Below are 16,520 nucleotides of genomic sequence, written 5' to 3'. Positions count from 1 at the left end.
GGGGTTCTGAACAAGCGGCGCCCACCGCCCGTACCTCTCGGCAGATCCACGCACCCCCCTGGAAGGAAATCCTCAGCATGACCAGCGCATCGATCAACTCCGCGTCGAAACCCGCCCGCCGTACGGTCATGGCGGCCGCCGGAGCCGCGGGGCTCTCCGTCGCGCTGACGGCGTGCGGAGGGTCCGACGACGACTCCTCCTCGTCGGCCTCGACCGGCGGGACGACGGGCTCGACGGGGGCCAGTGAGGCCGCGAGCACCGGTGGCACGGGCGGCGGCGACAGCGCGGCCGGCGCGGCGCTGGCCGCGACCGCCGACATCCCCGAGGGCGGCGGCAAGATCTTCGACTCGCAGAAGGTGGTCGTCACCCAGCCGGCGGCGGGTACGTACAAGGCCTTCTCGGCCGTGTGCACCCACCAGGGCTGTGCGGTGAAGACCATCGCGGACGGGGTCATCAACTGCCCCTGCCACAACAGCAACTTCTCGATCGAGGACGGCAGCGTGAAGAGCGGTCCGGCGACCCAGGCGCTGCCCGAGGTGAAGATCACGGTGAGCGGCGACTCGATCACGCTGGCCTGACGTCCGGCCGTCGGAGGGCCGTCAGCACCTCGTCCGTGGTCGCGACCGTGGCGACCAGCGCGAGGGTGTGGCGGATCATCGCGGGGGTGTAGTCGGCAGGCACCCCCGCGATGGCGTCCGAGGGCACGACGGCGGTGTAGCCCCGGTTGACCGCGTCGAAGACGGTGTTCGGGATCGCCACGTTGGCCGAGACCCCGGTCACGACCAGGGTGCGGCAGCCGAGGTTGCGCAGCAGGGCGTCGAGGTCGGTGCCCTGGAGGGGCGACAGCCCGTGCAGCCGCCGTACGACGAGATCCTGCCCGGCGACCTCGATCGGGGGCGCGACACGGGTCGCGTCCGTCCCGGCGAGCTGCTGGACGGGCAGGCGCTCGGCGGCGCGGAAGAGGCGGGCGTTGCGGTTGGCGCCCAGGCCGTCGGGGCGGCGCTCGGCGATGGCGTGGACGACCTGGACGCCGTTCTCGTGCGCGGCGCCGACCAGTCGGGCCACCCGGGCGAGGACACCCGACTCCCGTGCGGCGGCGGCCAGTTGGGGCAGCGCGGCACCAGGGCCGACGACGCCCCGCTGACATTCCACCGTGAGCAGCACGGTGGAATCGGGGTCGAGGAGGTCCCGGAGCTCTTCGGACGACGGCACGGCTCCCCCTGGTGTCGGGATACTTGCTTTTCTGACACAGTGTCAGAAAAGTCGTACTGGTAAGCAGTACACGGGAAGCAGTGACAAGAGAAGAAGGATGAGGGGGCCGGATGACCGTCACTCAGCGCCGGGGCCGGAAGATCATGATGTCGCCGGGGGAGCTGGACGCGTTCCTCACCACCCAGCGCACCTGCCGGGTGGCCACCGTGTCCGCCGACGGCGCCCCGCACGTGAGCGCGCTGTGGTTCCTGTGGGACGGCAGCGCGCTGTGGCTGTACTCAGTCGTGCGCAGCAAGCGCTGGACGCAGCTGTGCCGTGATCCACGGGTCGCGATCGTGGTCGACACGGGCGAGGAGTACGACTCGCTGCGGGGCGTCGAGCTGTCCGGCGCCGTGGAGTTCGTGGGCGAGGCTCCGCGCACGGGTGAGCTGTGCGCCGAACTCGACGCCGTGGAGACGCTGTTCGCGCGCAAGAACTTCGGCCTGGACGCGATGCCGCACGACGGGCGGCACGCGTGGGTGCGCCTGCGGCCGGAGAAGGTCGTCTCCTGGGACTTCCGCAAGCTGGGCGACGGATAGCCGGGCGACGGACAGCCGGGCGACGGACCGCACCCTCCGCTCAACTCAAGGCGGCTCCTGCCGACTTGAGGGCCTCGACCGCCGCCCGGATCGACGGACGGCGGTCCGCGTCCGCCCGCCAGACCACGTACACATGGCGGCGCACCCGCTGCTTGAGCGGGACCATGACGACCCCTTCGGGCACCGGGTCGCGTCCGAGCAGCGGCACGATGCAGACGCCCAGCCCGGCGGCGACCAGCCCGAGTTGGGTGTGGGTCTCGGCGGCCCGGTGGCCGACGATCGGTTCGACGCCCCGCGAGCGCAGGGTGAACATCAGCCACTCGTGACAGAACTCGCCCTCGCCCCAGGTGATCCACTCGTCCCCGGCGAACTCCCCGAGATCCACCTCGTCCCGGCCCGCGAGCGGATGCCCGGCCGGCATGGCGACATCGGCAGGGTCGTCCAGGACGGGCGCCTTGACCAGCCCCTCCGGCACGGGCATCGGCTTGTTGTACCAGTCGAGGACGACCGCGAGATCGAGGTCGCCGCGGACGACACCCGCGACACCGTTCTCCGGCTCCAGCTCGCAGGAGCGCAGCCGCAGCCCCGGGTGCGCCTTGCGCAGCTCGGCGAGGGCGACGGGGAACAGTCCGCGCGCGGCGGTCGGGAACGCGGAGATCCGCAGCTCCCCCGCGACCTGCCCGCGCCGGGCCTCCAGATCGGACTGCGCCAGCTCCACCTGGGACAGGATCCGCGCCGCGTGCTCGGCCAGCAGCCGCCCGGCGTCGGTCAGCCGCACCCCCCGGCCGTGCTTGGCCAGCAGCCGCTGCCCGACCTCCCGCTCCAGCTTGGCCAGCTGCTGCGAGACGGCCGAGGTCGTGATGTGCAGGCCCGCCGCGGCGGCACTGACCGAGCCGTGCCGGGCGAGGGCGTCGAGGGTCCGCAGGCGCTCCAGGTTCAACATGTAAGCAATGCTACGAGGTATCGGGTGCGAATTCTCGATTGTGCTACGAGATACTGTGCCGCATCGTTACGGCCATGACCACCGCCGCCACCCGCGCCTCCGCCCCCGCGACCCCCCGTGTCCGCCGCACGCTCGACTGGCGTCTGCGGTTCGGCGTGCTCTCGCTGATCTGGGGCTTCAGCTTCCTGCTCATCAAGGTGGGCACCCGGGGCTACGCGCCGTTCCAGGTCACCCTGGGCCGGCTGGTGTTCGGGACGGCGGTGCTGGCGGTCGCGATGGCGGTGCGGCGGGAACGGCTCCCGCGCGGGGCCCGTACCTGGGCGCATCTGACGGTGGCCGCGTTCCTGCTCAACGCCCTGCCGTTCTCGCTCTTCGCCTACTCCGAGCTGACGATCCCGTCCACCCTGGCCGGGATCTGCAACGCCACCTCGCCCCTGTGGGGCATGGCCCTCTCCCTGGTCGCCCTGTCCGAGGACCGGCCCACCCGGGTCCGGGTGGCGGGCCTCGGTCTGGGCTTCCTCGGGGTCCTGACGGTCCTGGGCGCCTGGCAGGGCTTCCACGGCCTGGACGCCCGCGGCACGGCGATGGCCCTGCTCGCCTCGCTGAGCTACCCGATCGGCTGGATCCACGTCCGCCGCACCCTGGCCGGCACGGGGGCCTCGGCCCTGTCGATGACGGGCGCCCAACTGGGCGTGGCGAGCCTCCAACTGGCGGTCGTCACCCCGCTGTTCGCCGGCGTCCCGGACCACTTCGCCCTGCTGCCGCTCCTGGCCATAGCCGCGCTGGGCACCCTCGGCACGGGTCTGGCCCTGCTGATCCAGTACGGCCTGGTCGCCGAGGTGGGCCCGACGACCGCGCAGATCGTCACGTACTTCATCCCGGTGATCGCGACGGGGGCGGGGGTCGCCCTCCTGGGCGAGACCCTGAGCTGGTCGACGCCGGTGGGGGCGGTGATCGTGCTGGCGGGGGCGGCGCTCACGCAGGCGAGGGCCAAGTCGTAGGCCGCGGTCGGGGCGGGTCCGTCGTGGCTGGTCGCGCAGTTCCCCGCGCCCCTGAAGCGGGACAACCCGCCGGTGTCTACACGTAACTCCGCGCCGGGGCCGGGCCCATCGCCGAGGCCACCGCGTCCGCCAGCGGTTCCGCCTCCTCACCCCGCAGCGTCGACACGGTGATCCGGATGCCCGGCCCGGCGCTCAGCCGGAAGCGCGCCCCCGGCGACACCGCCCACCCCGCGTGCAGCAGCCTCGCCACCACCCCGGTCTCGTCGGGTACGGGCACCCACACGTTCATCCCACTGCGCCCGTGCGCGGCGACCCCCCTCTCGGCCAGCGCGGCGATCAGCGCCTCCCGCCGCCCCCGATAGGCCGCGGCCACCGCGTGGCCGTCCACCGCTCCGTCGGCCCACAGCCGTTCCACGGCCCGCTGGACGAGCAGGCTCACCCACCCGGGGCCCAGCCGCTGCCGCCCCCGGACCCGGTCCACGGTGACCTCGTCGCCGGTCAGCACGGCGAGCCGCAGGTCGGGGCCGTAGGCCTTGGCGACCGAGCGGACGAAGGCCCAGTGCCGGGTGCCGCCGGCGAGGGGATGCAGGGGCAGGTCGACGATGCCGTGTCCGTGGTCGTCCTCGATCAGCAGGACCTCGGGATGGTCGGCGAGGACCGTGCGCAGCGCCCGCGCGCGTGCCTCGGTCACGGAGGCGCCGGTGGGGTTCTGGGCGCGGTCGGTGATCAGCACGGCACGCGCCCCGCCCTCCAGGGCCGCCCGCAGACCGTCCGGGAGCGGGCCCTCGTCGTCGACGCCGACCGGGACCGTGCGCAGCCCGAGCGCCGGGACGAGGTCGAGGGTGCGTCCCCAGCCGGGGTCCTCCACCGCGACGCCGTCGCCCGGCTTGAGGTGGGCGGCGAGGACGCGTTCGACGGCGTCCAGGGAGCCGGAGGCCACGGCGAGCGGTCCGGCGGGCACGCCGTCGGCGTCGAGCGCGGCGCGGGCCGCGCGGGCCAGGCCGGGGTCCACGGGATCGGCGCCGTACAGGACCGGCTCGCGGTCGGCGCGTGCGGCGGCCGCCGCGAAGGCGGGGGCGAGCGGGGGCAGCAGGGCCGGATCGGGGTTGCCGTCCGCCAGATCGCGGACCCCCTCCGGCACGTCGAGGCGCACCTTCTCCCGGCCGGTGGTGGCGGGCTTGGGACGCACCCGGCTCCCCCGGCGCCCGTGCGTCTCGATGACCCCGCGCTCACGCAGGGTGCGGTACGCGGCCGCGACCGTGTTCGGGTTCACGCCGAGCGTGACCGCCAACTCCCGCATCGGCGGCAGCAGTTGCCCCGGTTCCAGGGCGCCCTCGCCCACCGCGCGCTCGATGCTCGCGGAAATGTCCGCTGCGCGCCGACCTTCGATCGGATACTCTCCTAGCACAAAGTAGATTATGCACTAGTGCAATGGAGAACGCCAATGCAGGGGACGCCCCAGCCGACACCGCAGCCCGCCGCGTATCCCGCGACCGACCGCACGGTCCCCACGCGTGCCGCGCAGAAGGCCTCCTACGACAAGGAGCTGGTGCACGCGATACTCGACGAGGGGTACGTCTGCCACCTCGGCTTCGTCCGCGACGGCGCGCCCGTCGTGCTGCCGACGCTGTACGGACGGGTCGGCGAGATCCTGTACGTGCACGGCTCGACGGGTTCGCGTCCGCTGCGGATGACGGGCCAGGCCGACCCGGGGCTGCCGGTGTGCCTGACGGTGACGCACGTGGACGGTCTGGTGCTGGCCCGCTCGGCCTTCCACCACTCGATCAACTACCGCTCGGTGGTGGTGCACGGCCTGGCGTACGACGTCACCGACCCGGAGGAGAAGCGCGCGGCCCTCGACGCCCTGGTCGACCATGTCGTGCCGGGCCGCGCCGCCGACTCCCGCCCGGCGAACAAGAAGGAACTGGCGGCGACCGCGGTGATCCGCCTCGACCTGAACGAGGTCTCCGCCAAGACCCGCACCGGCGGGGTCAACGACGAGCCCGAGGACCTGGCGCTGCCGCACTGGGCCGGGGTGCTCCCGCTGAGCAAGGGGTTCGGCGCCCCGCTCCCGGAGGCCGATCTGGCTCCGGGCACGCCGTTCCCGGACTACCTGGCGGCCCTGTGACGCGCTGACGCGGCCCGGACGCCCTCCCCCGCCCGCGTCAGGCCGTGGCCTCGTGGGCGGACGGATCCCGCTCGGGTTCACCGCCGGCGACCGGCTGCGGGGAGCCCTTGGCGGGCGCGGACGACTGGGCGATGTACGCGCCGAGCAGCACCAGCGCGCCGCCCGCGAGCTGCGGCGCCGAGAGGTGCTCGCCCAGCAGGACCCAGGCCAGCACGGTCGCGACGACCGCCTCCATGCAGGCCACGACCCCCGCGACCTGAGGGGAGAGCCGGCGCACGGAGAGCACCCCGGTGACGTACGCGACGACCGTGGCGATCAGCACGATCCAGCCGAGCAGCAGCCAGGCCGGGACCGGGGTGCCGTTCAGGTCGGCGGAGCCCGTGAGCACGGAGAAGTCCAGGTGCCACGGGCGGGCCACGACGGTGAGCACCAGCGCGCCGATGAGCAGACCGTAGGCGATCACACCGAGCGGATCGGGGGCGTCGTCGCCGGCGTCGCCGCCCTGGTCGGCCAGCACGAAGTAGCCGACCTGGCAGCAGGCGGCGGCCAGCGCGAGCAGCAGCCCGAGGGCGTCGAAGCGGAGCCCCGACCACACCTCGACGACACAGGTGAGCCCGCCGACGGCGAGGACCACCCCGAGCGCGGCGGCGCGGGTCACCGGCCGCCGCTGCACGAACCGCACCCAGCCCAGCACCAGGGCGGGCGCGAGGTACTCCAGGAGCAGGGAGACCGCGACGGGCATCCGGGAGATCGAGGCGAAGTAGAAGGCCTGGACGCCGGCCACCGCGAGCAGGCCGAACCCGGCGAGGAGCGCGGGGCGGCGGCGCAGCAGCGCGCGGTGGCGCACGGCGAGCGGCAGCATGACCAGGGCGGCGCCGGTCACCCTCAGCCAGACCACGTGCAGCGGGTCGAGCCCCGCCTCGATCAGCGGCTTGGCCGCGACCCCCGATCCGCCGAAGGCGATCGCCGACCCGACCGCCAGCCCGAGCCCGATGCCCTTGCCGCGGCTGCCCTGACTGCTTCCAGAGGTGCGCACCGGCACATGATGACAGGCCATGACAGCACCGTCATCCCCGATGACACCTGTCTCGGGTACTGGACGGCGGTCAGCGCAGCTCCTCCGGTTCCCGTGCCGTCAGGCTCTCCTCGACGCGGGTGCGCAGGTCGTGCAGGTCCACCCCGGCGTGGGTGAGGACCTCGACGGCCCGCGCCTGCGGGTCCGCGACGAGCGCGGTGAGGAGGTCGAGTCCGGGGGCCCGGACGCCGCCCGGCCGGACGCCGCGCGCGCCCGCCCGCTCCAGCGCGGCGGCGGCGAGCGGCGAGAACCCCTCCACCGCCGGGACGACGGGCAGCGCCCCGGAGTCCTCGACACCGCTCTGCCAGCGCAGGCCGTAGCCGATGCTGCGCTGGACGAGGTAGCCGAGCAGCCGGGCGAGCTGGGGCCCGTCGCCGAAGGCGGCGCGGACCTGGGGGTCGTGTTCGAGGAGGGAGTGCAGCAGATGGGCGGTGTCGATCTGGCGGTCGCCGTCGCGCACCGCGCGGCGGCGGGCGGCGGCGAGCACCGCGGCGGACCCGTCGTCGAGTCTCAGGTCGTCGTCCGTCCCGTGCGTCGCCTGGTCACCTGTCGACTGCCGGGGAATACGGGGTTGCACCTCCCCACCTCATCAGCCCCGCCCCGTCGCGTCATCCCCGGAGGGAAGCATCTGCGCGTCCCACGCAGAGCGGACACCGGTGGACGGAATCTCCTCCTTACGGATGAGATCAGGCCACACACCCGTCGGGGGCGCGCGCCGCCTTGACGGTTCATCAGTATTGAATGTTCGAGGTCCTGGGGTTACGTTCCGCGACACCGCAGCGCCCAGTTGCCCTATACGAGGAGGGTGGTCTCATGGCCGAAGTCAGCGCGGAGGCACGCATCCAGGCACCGGCCGAGAAGGTGTGGGCCCAGCTCACCGACTGGCCGGCGTACGGGGAGTGGAACGCGACGCACACCAACTTCCCCCGGGGCGGCCCCGAGACCCTGGAGGTGGGCGCGACCTTCCAGGAGAACATGAAGCTGATGGGCTTCCCGGCCGAGGTCGAGTGGACGGTCGCGGAGCTGGAACCGGCGCGGGTGCTGGTGATCCGCGGCAAGGGCCCGATGGCGGTGTCCGTGGCCACCCGCTACACCCTCACCCCGGACGGGGACGGCACGACGGTCCGTATCGACGGCGAGTTCACGGGCGCGGCCGTGTCGCTGATGGCGGGCAAGCTGAAGGACTCGGGCACGGCCGCCCTGAACGAGTCGCTGCGCAAACTGGGCGGTCTGGTGGCCTGACCCGGCCACGGCCACGGCCGCCGTACGGCACGCCGAAGGCGCCCCGCGGATCGCTCCCCGGGGCGCCTTCCTCGTCGTACGACCGCCGCGGCGCCGTACGAGTGCCGTCAGTCCTCGTCGGCGAGGATCAGGTACAGCTTCTTGCGGGCCTCGTTGATGACCGTGAGCGCCTTGTCGCGCTGGTCCTTGCTGCCGGTCTTCCAGACCTGCCCGAAGGCCTCCATCAGACCGAACCCGGCCTGGCGGATCTCGCCGAGCGCCTCCCAGTCGACGCCACGCGTGGCCTCCTCCCAGGGGGCTTCCGGGCCCTCCTCGGCCGCCGTGCGGCCCTCCTCGGTGAGCGAGAACAGCTTCTTGCCGCCTTCGCTCTCACTGCTGATCAGGCCCTCGTCCTCGAGGAGCTGGAGGGTCGGGTACACCGAGCCGGGGCTGGGCTTCCACGCCCCGCCGCTGCGCTCGGCGATCTCCTGGATCATCTCGTAGCCGTGCATCGGACGGTCCTTGAGCAGGGCCAGGATCGAGGCCCGTACGTCACCGCGCCGCGCCCTTCCCCTGGGTCCGCCGCGCCCTCGTCCACCCCAGGGGCCGGGACCGAAGCCCGGTCCGCCCGGGCCGAACCCGGGACCGCCGGGGCCGAAGCCGGGGCCACCCGGACCGAAGGGCCCGAAGGCCGCACGCCGGCCGCCCCGTCCACCGCGGCCGCTCCAGGGGCCGTCCTCACCATGTCCACGCTCGAATCCGTGGGTACGCATCGCCCATCACTCCATTCCATCGTTGATCTGTCGCGATGCGTCAACGATATATCGGAACAGTTCGCTTGGCAAGGCTCCGCCGATAGGGTGCCGACATGACGTCACCGCGCGGCCCGCACGCCTACCTCTCCGACCTGTTCTCGCTGGACGGCCTGGTCGCCGTGGTGACGGGCGGCAGTTCCGGCATCGGACGGGCCATCGCCGGCGCGCTCGCCGGGGCCGGGGCGCGGGTGGTGGTCGTGGCCCGCCGGGAGCCGGAACTGGTCGACACCGTCGAGGAGCTGACCGCGGCGGGCGGCCGGGCGGCCTGGGTCAGCGGGGATCTGAGCACCCGCGACGGGGTGCGCGCGGCGGCGGAGGCGGCGGCCGCCGTGTTCGGCGAGCCGGACATCCTCGTCAACAGCGCGGGCGTCAACCTGCGGCCGCCGATGAGCGAGCTGGGCGAGGACGTGTGGGACACGACGATGGCCGTGAACCTGGAGGCGCCCCATCTGCTGGGCCTGCGGTTCGGCCCCGGCATGGCCGAGCGGGGCTTCGGGCGGATCATCCACCTCACGTCACAGCAGGCGCACCGGGCTTTCGTCCAGAGCGGCGCGTACGGGGTCTCCAAGGGGGCGCTGGAATCGCTGGCCCGTTCCCAGGCGGAGGCCTGGTCGCCGCACGGCGTCACCTGCAACACCCTGGTGCCCGGCTTCGTCATGACCCCGCTCAACACACGGCTGTCGGCCGACCCGGAGCGCGTGGCCGCACTGGCCGCGCGCACCATGGTCGGCCGCAACGGGCTGGCCGAGGACTTCGCCGGGGCGGCGGTGTTCCTGGCCTCCCGCGCCTCCGCCTATGTCACGGGGCAGTCGCTCTTCGTCGACGGCGGGTTCTCCGTCCACTGAACCGCCCGCCCCGCGACCGCCCGGCCGGCGGACGGGAGGCTAGGCCGCCTGGGGGGTGAACTGGTGCAGCTGGTCGTTGCCCGGTTCGACGATGCCGTAGCTGCTCTCGGGCACCTCGTTCCAGGCGCCCGGGAGGTCGCCCAGGGGCTCGGAGACGACGAGCCGGGTCTCGTCGGAGACCCCGCGCAGAAAGGCGAGGTCGGGGTGGAGCTGGCGCAGGGTCTCCACCGCGGTGCTGTAGAAGAGCGAGCGGGACTGGCCCTGGCTGGAGTAGCGGAAGCCCCACAGCCGCTCGCCGTCGGCGACGGACACCGTCATCTGGAGCGGGAACTCCACGTCGTGGTCGTGCCCGACCTGCTCCACGAACCCCGCCATCCGCTCGACGGCGGCCGGCGGGTCCTTCTCCAGCCCGAAGGTGAGGGCCAGGTAGAACATCATCTCGGAGTCCGTCGAGCCCTCCATGTCGAGGAACAGCTCCGGGTCGACGGCGAGGGCGAGGTCACGGCGTATCCGGTGGAAGTCGTTGATCGCCCCGTTGTGCATCCACAGCCAGCGGCCGTGCCGGAAGGGGTGGCAGTTGGTCTGCTGCACCGCCGTGCCGGTCGTCGCCCGGATGTGGGCGAAGAACAGCGGCGAGCGGACATGACGGGCGATCTCCCGCAGATTGCGGTTGCTCCACGCCGGTCCGACGTCCCGGAAGACCGCCGGGACCTGGTCGTCCGACTCGGGCGCGTACCAGCCGATGCCGAAGCCGTCGCCGTTGGTCGTCTCCACGCCCAGCCGGGAGTGCAGGCTCTGGTCGATCAGCGAGTGCTGCGGCTTGTACAGGATCGTGTCGAGAAGGATGGGGGTCCCCGAGTAGGCCAGCCATCGGCACATGTCGTCAGCCTTCCTGTGCGCGCTCCAGGGGGTCAGGCGTACCGGTCGGGTCGTACGACGCACAGCGCCCAGATGACGAACGCGGAGAACGCGATCATCACCACCGACCAGACCGGGTAGTACGGCAGGGAGAGGAAGTTGGCGATGATGATGAGGCTCGCGATGGCCACACCGCCCACGCGGGCCCACAGGGCCGTCTGGAACAGACCCAGGCTGACGATCACCGCGACCGCCCCGAGGATCAGATGGACCCAGCCCCAGCCGGTGACGTCGAAGCGGAAGACGTAGCTGCGCGTCGTGACGAAGATGTCGTCCTCGGCGATCCCCATGATCCCGCGGAAGATGTCCAGCACCCCGGCGATCATGAGCGTGACCGCGGCGAACGCCGTCAGACCCTCGGCCCAGTGCCGCCCGGTCTCGTGCGCGCGCGTCGGATTGGTCGTCATGCCCTGCCTCGATTCGGTGTCTTCGCTGTCGTCCGGCGGCTCAGTGCCGGCTCGCGGAGCCGTGTCCGCTCAGGACCAGCTGCTTGGCCCGGTCGAACTCCTCGTCCGTGATGTCCCCGCGGGCCTTGATCTCGGACAGCCTGGCGAGTTCGTCGACACTGCTGGTCGGGCCGCCGGTGCCCTTGGCGGTCTCCCGGATGTAGTCGTCGAACTGCTGCTGCTGTTCCCTCGCCTGCGCCTTCTCCCGGCGGCCCATGTTCTTCCCGCGTGCCACGACGTAGACGAACACGCCCAGGAAGGGCAGGCAGATGCAGAACACCAGCCAGCCGGCCTTGGCCCAGCCGCTGAGGTCGTCGTCGCGGAAGATATCCACGATCACGCGGAACAGCAGCACGAACCACATGATCCACAGGAAGAAGATCAGCATGGTCCAGAAGGCGCTGAGCAGCGGATAGTCGTAGGCGAGGTACGTGTCCCCGGTCATCTCGGTCCTCCGTTCCGGGCGTGCGCCCGATCGTCCCGGGCAGGTGCCCGTCGGTTTCCGGGCCTGGGCCCGTCGGCCGTTGACTGCGTCTTCAGCGTGCGCACGGCAAGCGCCGGGCGCCTCACCCCGAGCGGGTGAGACCTGCGCGGCGGAGAGCCGCCCGCCAGGAGAGGGCCAGCGCGACCTCCGCGAGGCCCAGCAGCACCAGCCACAGCCCGAGCAGCCGGGTCAGCGCCCGGGCCGACTCGGTGGGCAGGGCCAGCACGACGATGCCCGCGACGACGGCGAGCAGGGCCGCGGCCAGGACGAAGCCCCGGTGCGGCAGGTCCCGGGCCGCCAGGGCCGTGTAGAGGGTGAGGACGCCCGACACCAGCCAGACGACCCCGACGATCAGGGAGAGCGCGGCGATGGTCTGCAGCGGGTTGCGCAGACACAGCACACCGGCCAGGACGTACAGCACCGACAGCAGCAGTCCGGGCAGCCGTTCGCCGTGGTCCTCCCGGGCGAAGAGGGCGACGAACCGGAACAGCCCGGTCACCAGCAGATACAGCCCGATCAGCACCGCGAGGACGTGCAGGGTCTCGTCGGGCCAGACCAGCACCAGGATGCCCGGCACGAGCGTGGCGACGGCCGACCCGAGCAGCCAGGTCCAGGAGCGGCCGAGGGCGGAGAGTACGGCGGCGGGGTCCCCGCCGGGCGACGACGGCACGGTCATGGCTTCTCCAAACGGGGTCGGTCCGGCAGGTCGGTCCGGCAGGTCGGTCCGGCAGGTCAGTCCGGCATCTGGCGCATTTCCAGGACACGCAGTCCCAGGGACTGGCAGCGGGCCAGCAGGCCGTACAGATGCGCCTCGTCGACGACGTGCCCGAACAGGACCGTCTGGCCGGACATCACGACGTGGTCCAGCTCGGGAAACACCTTGATCAACGTCTCCGACATCTGTCCGTCGACACGGATCTCGTAGCGCATGAGCCTTCCTAGTGGTCTCCCTGCGATGGTCCGTCGCGGCGGGCCGCGGAGCCTCACCCACCAGAGGTGAGACGCCACCCGGGCCACTCGGCTGATCTGCGGCGATGCCTCCCGAGCACCTCCCGGTCAATGGGTGATGAGCAACTTGAACGCGATGATCGCCAGACCCAGCACCAGGTTCACCGCGGCCGTGACGGCCACCAGCGGCCAGCCGGCCCCGGCCCGTCGTGCCGCCGCCACCGACCAGCCGACCTGGCCCGCCACGGCGACCGACAGCGCGAGCCACAGCGTGCCCGTGAGTTCGAGGCCGAGGAGGGGGCTGACGGCCACGGCGACCGCGGGCGGGACGGCGGCCTCGACGATCGGCCACTCCTCCCGGCACACGTGCAGCAGGACCGCGCGGCCCGGCCGCCGCCGGACCAGCCGCTCCCCGAACATCTGGGCGTGCACATGGGCCAGCCAGAACGCCACGCCCGTCAGCAACAGCAGCCCCACCAGCTCCAGGCGCGGGAAGTCGCCCAGCGCTCCGGCGCCGACCACGACGGACGCGGCGAGCATCGAGCCGTAGACGCCCCCCGTGTAGTCGGCTCGGGACCGCCGTCCGACGGTGGGCTCCCTGGCCCTGAGGTGCTCGGTGTCGGACATGGTCCGGCTCCTTCGCGGGTCAGGCCGCGCCGGCGCGCGACGGCTGCGGACGACGGGTGGACGGCCGGCTCGGCAGATGCGAGGTGACGAGGAAACTGGCCAGGGTGATGCCTCCGGCGGCGAGGATCCCCGCCTTCAGACCGTCGAGCTGGGCCGAGGCGTAGGACTCGGTGAGCGCGTCGACCTCGGCGGGCGGCAGCCCCGCCTGCTCGGCCGCCGAGCGCACCTGGTCGGTCGGCACGAAGGAGATCCCGGCCTCCAGGGCGACGCTCGTGCGCTGCACGGCCTCCTCGGACAGCCGGGGGTCGTTCTCCACCTGGGTGGTGAAGGCCTGGGCGAGGGCGCCGACGAGCAGGGACCCGATGAGCGCGGTGCCCAGCGCGGACCCCAGGTTCTGGGCGGTGAACTGCAGGCCGCCGGCCTCGCTGCGCTCCTCCTCGCCCACGCTGGACTGGACGACGTTGCCGAGCTGCGAGGCGAGCAGGCCCATCCCGATGCCCAGGAGCCCCATCGCACAGCCGAACTGCACGTCGTCGATGTCCGGGTCGATGGTGGCCAGCAGCCACACGATGGCGGCGAGCAGGGTCAGCAGGGCGAGCCGTACGACCATGCGCGCGCCCGCCTTCCGGCCGAGCCGTGCGGCGAGCGTGGACGCCGCCAGCATGGTGACGGACACGGGCAGCAGGCGCAGTCCGGTCTCGAAGGCGTCGAAGCCCTGGACGACCTGGAGATAGAGCGGGATGGCGAAGAACAGCCCGAGCAGGATGAGGTTCTGGCTGAGCAGACAGAGCAGGCCGGAGCGCAGGGCGGGGTTGTGCAGCAGGTCGAGATGGACCAGGGGGTCGGTGTGGCGCCGCTCCCGGTGCCGTTCCCAGCGGACGAAGGCGGCCAGGACGGCGGCTCCGAGGCCGATCACGAAGAGGGTCGGCGCGAACCCCAGGACGGTGAAGGGCGGGTTGCGCGGCTGCACCCAGCCCCAGGTGCCGCTCTGGAGCACCCCGAGCACGCCGAGCGCCAGGCCCACCGCCGAGAGCGCGGCGCCGATCCCGTCCAGCCGCGGCCGGGGCCCGGTCTGCGGGATGTCGGCGATCACACGGCGGAAGGCGAGGATCGCGAGGACGACCACGACCTCACCGGCGAAGACCAGCCGCCAGGTGAGGTACGTCGTCACCCAGCCGCCGAGCAGCGGTCCGACCGCGATGCCCGCGCCGGCCAGCCCGCCGACGACGCCGTACGCGACGGCCCGGTCCCGCCCCCGGTAGGAGGCGGCGACCAGGGCGGCCATGGCGGGCAGCACCATCGCGGCGCCCAGCCCCTCGATGACCGACCAGCCCAGGGCGAGGACCCAGACGGTGGGGGCGGCGGCGGTCAGGGCCGAGCCGGCCGCGTAGACGACGAGGCCGAGCAGGAACATCCGGCGCCGTCCGAGGATGTCCCCGAGCCTGCCGCCCACGATCATGAAGGCCGCCATGACCAGGGCGTACAGCGTGATGACGGCCTGGATGGCGGTCACCTCGGTGTCGAAGTCCTCGACCAGCTGGCTGATGGAGACGTTCATGACGGACGTGTCCAGCACCATCAGGAACTGGGCCGTACCGAGGACGATCAGAGCCCGCCAGTGTGCCACGGTGTCCACCTCGCCGAGTCGGCCCGGGACGCCGACGGGCGTCGGCCGGGTGGCGACCGCGACCGACCGGCCGCCCTTCCATCGCAGCTCAGGGGCGCGTGCGGTGCCTCACCCGTGACGGGCGAGTCTGCGCGGGCCCTTCCCGGGCGGGCCGCTCCGGCGGGTCATGCCGTGAGCGGCCTGAAGACCTTCCTCAGGTCCTGGGCCTGGCCGTCGTCGATCCACGCCAGCGGCGCGTAGTGGTAGGCGATGCCTGCCGGACGCGCCAGCAGGGGCCGCCCCACGGGGTCCGTGGGCCATTCGACGGCGCCGGTGACGGTGCGGGCGGCGAAGGTCCAGTAGTCGCCGGAGACATACCGTCCGCAGGGCGCGAAGTAGATCTGCACCCCGTCCTCCAGGTCGGTCCACTCGCCCTCGACCAGCTTCACCGCGCCGCCCTCCAGCCTGGGCGCGCCGCGGCGGCGGCTCTCCAGCTGGTCCCAGCGCCGCAGATACGGATGGCGCCCCGGCTGCCGCCCGACCGTCGGGTCCGGCTCGTCGGACAGGCGCACCCGCCGCCCGGGCAGGTCGATCTCGACCACCTGGAGCAGGTCGTGGATCTCCCCGCGCCCCACGGAGGCGTCGTCGCCGACCTCGACGAAGTCGCCGACGTCCAGGTCGAGTTTGTCGTCGCGGCCCAGCGCCTCCAGGGTGACCCACTCGTCGACCCCGGTCAGCGGCAGCACCACCGACCCGTTCTCGCGCGACCACTTGTACGTCGCCTCGCCGGCCTCGCCGCCGCGGTGGATCTCCACCCGGTAGAGCTGGTTCTCCGGTCCCCTGTAGCGCGCGTCCGGCGCGACCAGGCAGGGGTCGTTCTCGGTCCGCGCCGGCCGCTCGGCGCGCGCGGCGAGCCGGCAGGTGCGGTCCTGCTGCTCGGCGACCCACGCGTCGAACGCCCCCGCGGGATCACTCCGGTCCTCCCCCAGTTCCAGGGGCAGCACCTCCCAGTCGACCCGTACCCGTGCCGTGGTGTCGGGCAGCGCGGCGCCGAGCGCGGTCTCCCGCAGCAGGGGGTCCTGTACGGCGGTCACGAGCCGGTCGTGCACCCGCAGGTAGGCCAGGAACGGGCCGGAGGGCAGCTCGTCCTCGTCCCGCTCGACATCGCGGTAGGCGTAGGGCTGGTCCCAGTAGGTCCAGGCCCGGCCGCTGTCCGTGCTGTCTCCAGTCCTCGCCCCGGCCTTCGCTCCCGTCTGCGCTGTGGCTTTCGCGGGCGCCGTCCTCTGCGCCGCCGTGTCCGGGTGGGTGTGCCCGGTGTCCGTCGGACGGCCGCCGCACTCGTCCACCGCGGGCAGCGGCTCGGGACGGGTGGCGTCGACCGCGATGCCGTCCACGTAGTACCGGCCGGGCGCGATCGTGAGCGAGGCCTTCTCGCCCTCGGACTGCGCGCCGTACTCGATCCTGAAGCCGTCACCGGGCCCGCCGTGCCGGCCGATCAGGTCGGCGGCCAGGGCCCGGTCGGCCGCCAGACCCAGCTCGGCCTGTTCGTTGGCCTCGGCGTCGAGCAGCACCCTGCCCTGCTGGCCGACCACCGCGGCATAGTGCTCCTCCGGCCGGTGTGTCCGCCGCGAGAAATCGCCGTGCATCCTTTCCCTTCCCTCCCGAATCGTCGA

20 protein-coding genes are annotated in these 16,520 nt (G+C 72.8%); 6 read left to right on the top strand and 14 right to left on the bottom strand.

Annotation, left to right across the window (positions count from 1 at the left end):
• The first annotated feature begins 77 nt into the window (after nt 1-77).
• Nucleotides 78-578 (top strand): Rieske (2Fe-2S) protein, encoded by a 501-nt coding sequence (locus ABZ490_RS25510; RefSeq protein WP_055635521.1) that lies wholly within the window; start codon nt 78-80, stop codon nt 576-578.
• Here the strand turns inward: ABZ490_RS25510 and ABZ490_RS25505 are convergent.
• Nucleotides 565-1,212, bottom strand: coding sequence for a cysteine hydrolase (locus ABZ490_RS25505; protein ID WP_358994123.1), 648 nt, complete (start codon nt 1,210-1,212; stop codon nt 565-567). The two genes, ABZ490_RS25510 and ABZ490_RS25505, sit on opposite strands and share 14 nt — an antisense overlap.
• A gap of 110 nt (nt 1,213-1,322) precedes the next feature.
• On the opposite strand from ABZ490_RS25505, the gene ABZ490_RS25500 reads away from it, so the two are divergent.
• A complete protein-coding gene (locus tag ABZ490_RS25500) occupies nt 1,323-1,790 on the top strand; it encodes a pyridoxamine 5'-phosphate oxidase family protein (protein ID WP_358994120.1) in 468 nt (155 codons plus the stop codon).
• 40 nt (nt 1,791-1,830) lie between these two features.
• Here the strand turns inward: ABZ490_RS25500 and ABZ490_RS25495 are convergent, their stop codons facing one another.
• Nucleotides 1,831-2,733, bottom strand: a complete 903-nt coding sequence (locus ABZ490_RS25495; protein WP_358994117.1) for a LysR family transcriptional regulator — start codon at nt 2,731-2,733, stop codon at nt 1,831-1,833.
• A gap of 74 nt (nt 2,734-2,807) precedes the next feature.
• On the opposite strand from ABZ490_RS25495, the gene ABZ490_RS25490 reads away from it, so the two are divergent.
• The gene (locus ABZ490_RS25490; protein WP_358994114.1) at nt 2,808-3,734 is read left to right on the top strand and encodes a DMT family transporter; all 927 of its coding nucleotides are present in this window, start codon (nt 2,808-2,810) and stop codon (nt 3,732-3,734) included.
• Between the two features lie 76 nt (nt 3,735-3,810).
• Here ABZ490_RS25490 and ABZ490_RS25485 read toward each other — a convergent pair whose 3' ends face one another.
• The gene (locus ABZ490_RS25485; RefSeq protein ID WP_358994111.1) at nt 3,811-5,142 is read right to left on the bottom strand and encodes an aminotransferase class I/II-fold pyridoxal phosphate-dependent enzyme; all 1,332 of its coding nucleotides are present in this window, start codon (nt 5,140-5,142) and stop codon (nt 3,811-3,813) included.
• A gap of 36 nt (nt 5,143-5,178) precedes the next feature.
• Between ABZ490_RS25485 and ABZ490_RS25480 the strand changes: the two genes are divergently transcribed.
• Entirely contained in the window at nt 5,179-5,862 is a 684-nt protein-coding gene (locus ABZ490_RS25480) for a pyridoxamine 5'-phosphate oxidase family protein (RefSeq protein WP_358994108.1), read from the top strand.
• A 37-nt stretch (nt 5,863-5,899) separates the two neighbouring features.
• On the opposite strand, the gene ABZ490_RS25475 is transcribed toward ABZ490_RS25480, so the two are convergent.
• Nucleotides 5,900-6,904 carry a DMT family transporter gene (locus ABZ490_RS25475; protein ID WP_358994368.1) on the bottom strand — a complete coding sequence of 335 codons (1,005 nt, stop codon included), beginning with the start codon at nt 6,902-6,904 and terminating at the stop codon, nt 5,900-5,902.
• Between the two features lie 64 nt (nt 6,905-6,968).
• Nucleotides 6,969-7,514: a Clp protease N-terminal domain-containing protein gene (locus tag ABZ490_RS25470; RefSeq protein WP_358994105.1), complete on the bottom strand. Its 546-nt coding sequence runs from the start codon at nt 7,512-7,514 to the stop codon at nt 6,969-6,971.
• Between the two features lie 236 nt (nt 7,515-7,750).
• Here ABZ490_RS25470 and ABZ490_RS25465 point away from each other — a divergent pair, with 236 nt between their 5' ends.
• The gene (locus ABZ490_RS25465; protein ID WP_358994102.1) at nt 7,751-8,179 is read left to right on the top strand and encodes an SRPBCC family protein; all 429 of its coding nucleotides are present in this window, start codon (nt 7,751-7,753) and stop codon (nt 8,177-8,179) included.
• Between the two features lie 107 nt (nt 8,180-8,286).
• Here the strand turns inward: ABZ490_RS25465 and ABZ490_RS25460 are convergent, their stop codons facing one another.
• The gene (locus ABZ490_RS25460) at nt 8,287-8,931 is read right to left on the bottom strand and encodes a PadR family transcriptional regulator (RefSeq protein WP_358994099.1); all 645 of its coding nucleotides are present in this window, start codon (nt 8,929-8,931) and stop codon (nt 8,287-8,289) included.
• A 95-nt stretch (nt 8,932-9,026) separates the two neighbouring features.
• On the opposite strand from ABZ490_RS25460, the gene ABZ490_RS25455 reads away from it, so the two are divergent.
• On the top strand, nt 9,027-9,818 hold the full coding sequence (locus ABZ490_RS25455) for an SDR family oxidoreductase (RefSeq protein WP_358994096.1): 792 nt from the start codon (nt 9,027-9,029) through the stop codon (nt 9,816-9,818).
• Nucleotides 9,819-9,857: 39 nt separating this feature from the next.
• On the opposite strand, the gene ABZ490_RS25450 is transcribed toward ABZ490_RS25455, so the two are convergent.
• The 8 genes from ABZ490_RS25450 to ABZ490_RS25415 form a co-directional block, all read right to left on the bottom strand.
• Nucleotides 9,858-10,697 carry a class II glutamine amidotransferase gene (locus ABZ490_RS25450; RefSeq protein ID WP_358994093.1) on the bottom strand — a complete coding sequence of 280 codons (840 nt, stop codon included), beginning with the start codon at nt 10,695-10,697 and terminating at the stop codon, nt 9,858-9,860.
• Between the two features lie 32 nt (nt 10,698-10,729).
• Nucleotides 10,730-11,143: a hypothetical protein gene (locus ABZ490_RS25445; RefSeq protein WP_358994090.1), complete on the bottom strand. Its 414-nt coding sequence runs from the start codon at nt 11,141-11,143 to the stop codon at nt 10,730-10,732.
• A 40-nt stretch (nt 11,144-11,183) separates the two neighbouring features.
• The gene (locus tag ABZ490_RS25440; RefSeq protein WP_358994087.1) at nt 11,184-11,627 is read right to left on the bottom strand and encodes an SHOCT domain-containing protein; all 444 of its coding nucleotides are present in this window, start codon (nt 11,625-11,627) and stop codon (nt 11,184-11,186) included.
• A gap of 121 nt (nt 11,628-11,748) precedes the next feature.
• On the bottom strand, nt 11,749-12,342 hold the full coding sequence (locus ABZ490_RS25435; protein ID WP_358994084.1) for a DUF308 domain-containing protein: 594 nt from the start codon (nt 12,340-12,342) through the stop codon (nt 11,749-11,751).
• 56 nt (nt 12,343-12,398) lie between these two features.
• Nucleotides 12,399-12,596, bottom strand: coding sequence for a hypothetical protein (locus tag ABZ490_RS25430; protein ID WP_067256180.1), 198 nt, complete (start codon nt 12,594-12,596; stop codon nt 12,399-12,401).
• A 126-nt stretch (nt 12,597-12,722) separates the two neighbouring features.
• The gene (locus ABZ490_RS25425; RefSeq protein ID WP_358994081.1) at nt 12,723-13,241 is read right to left on the bottom strand and encodes a hypothetical protein; all 519 of its coding nucleotides are present in this window, start codon (nt 13,239-13,241) and stop codon (nt 12,723-12,725) included.
• A 19-nt stretch (nt 13,242-13,260) separates the two neighbouring features.
• Nucleotides 13,261-14,868 carry an MFS transporter gene (locus ABZ490_RS25420; RefSeq protein WP_358994078.1) on the bottom strand — a complete coding sequence of 536 codons (1,608 nt, stop codon included), beginning with the start codon at nt 14,866-14,868 and terminating at the stop codon, nt 13,261-13,263.
• Between the two features lie 164 nt (nt 14,869-15,032).
• Nucleotides 15,033-16,493 (bottom strand): DUF6519 domain-containing protein, encoded by a 1,461-nt coding sequence (locus ABZ490_RS25415; protein ID WP_358994075.1) that lies wholly within the window; start codon nt 16,491-16,493, stop codon nt 15,033-15,035.
• Nucleotides 16,494-16,520 lie beyond the last annotated feature (27 nt).

Origin of the sequence: Streptomyces sp. NPDC005811, assembly GCF_040630405.1 — a bacterium.
Lineage (GTDB): Bacteria > Actinomycetota > Actinomycetes > Streptomycetales > Streptomycetaceae > Streptomyces.
This window is presented reverse-complemented; position numbering and strand designations above follow the sequence as displayed.

What these genes read in the sequence shown, in the direction of transcription:
- ABZ490_RS25510 (WP_055635521.1), top strand. Translation starts at nt 78, where the DNA reads ATGACCAGCGCATCGATCAACTCCGCGTCGAAACCCGCCCGCCGTACG.
- ABZ490_RS25500 (WP_358994120.1), top strand. Translation starts at nt 1,323, where the DNA reads ATGACCGTCACTCAGCGCCGGGGCCGGAAGATCATGATGTCGCCGGGG.
- ABZ490_RS25495 (WP_358994117.1), bottom strand. Translation starts at nt 2,733, where the DNA reads ATGTTGAACCTGGAGCGCCTGCGGACCCTCGACGCCCTCGCCCGGCAC.
- ABZ490_RS25490 (WP_358994114.1), top strand. Translation starts at nt 2,808, where the DNA reads ATGACCACCGCCGCCACCCGCGCCTCCGCCCCCGCGACCCCCCGTGTC.
- ABZ490_RS25480 (WP_358994108.1), top strand. Translation starts at nt 5,179, where the DNA reads ATGCAGGGGACGCCCCAGCCGACACCGCAGCCCGCCGCGTATCCCGCG.
- ABZ490_RS25465 (WP_358994102.1), top strand. Translation starts at nt 7,751, where the DNA reads ATGGCCGAAGTCAGCGCGGAGGCACGCATCCAGGCACCGGCCGAGAAG.
- ABZ490_RS25460 (WP_358994099.1), bottom strand. Translation starts at nt 8,931, where the DNA reads ATGCGTACCCACGGATTCGAGCGTGGACATGGTGAGGACGGCCCCTGG.
- ABZ490_RS25455 (WP_358994096.1), top strand. Translation starts at nt 9,027, where the DNA reads ATGACGTCACCGCGCGGCCCGCACGCCTACCTCTCCGACCTGTTCTCG.
- ABZ490_RS25450 (WP_358994093.1), bottom strand. Translation starts at nt 10,697, where the DNA reads ATGTGCCGATGGCTGGCCTACTCGGGGACCCCCATCCTTCTCGACACG.
- ABZ490_RS25445 (WP_358994090.1), bottom strand. Translation starts at nt 11,143, where the DNA reads ATGACGACCAATCCGACGCGCGCGCACGAGACCGGGCGGCACTGGGCC.
- ABZ490_RS25440 (WP_358994087.1), bottom strand. Translation starts at nt 11,627, where the DNA reads ATGACCGGGGACACGTACCTCGCCTACGACTATCCGCTGCTCAGCGCC.
- ABZ490_RS25435 (WP_358994084.1), bottom strand. Translation starts at nt 12,342, where the DNA reads ATGACCGTGCCGTCGTCGCCCGGCGGGGACCCCGCCGCCGTACTCTCC.
- ABZ490_RS25430 (WP_067256180.1), bottom strand. Translation starts at nt 12,596, where the DNA reads ATGCGCTACGAGATCCGTGTCGACGGACAGATGTCGGAGACGTTGATC.
- ABZ490_RS25425 (WP_358994081.1), bottom strand. Translation starts at nt 13,241, where the DNA reads ATGTCCGACACCGAGCACCTCAGGGCCAGGGAGCCCACCGTCGGACGG.
- ABZ490_RS25415 (WP_358994075.1), bottom strand. Translation starts at nt 16,493, where the DNA reads ATGCACGGCGATTTCTCGCGGCGGACACACCGGCCGGAGGAGCACTAT.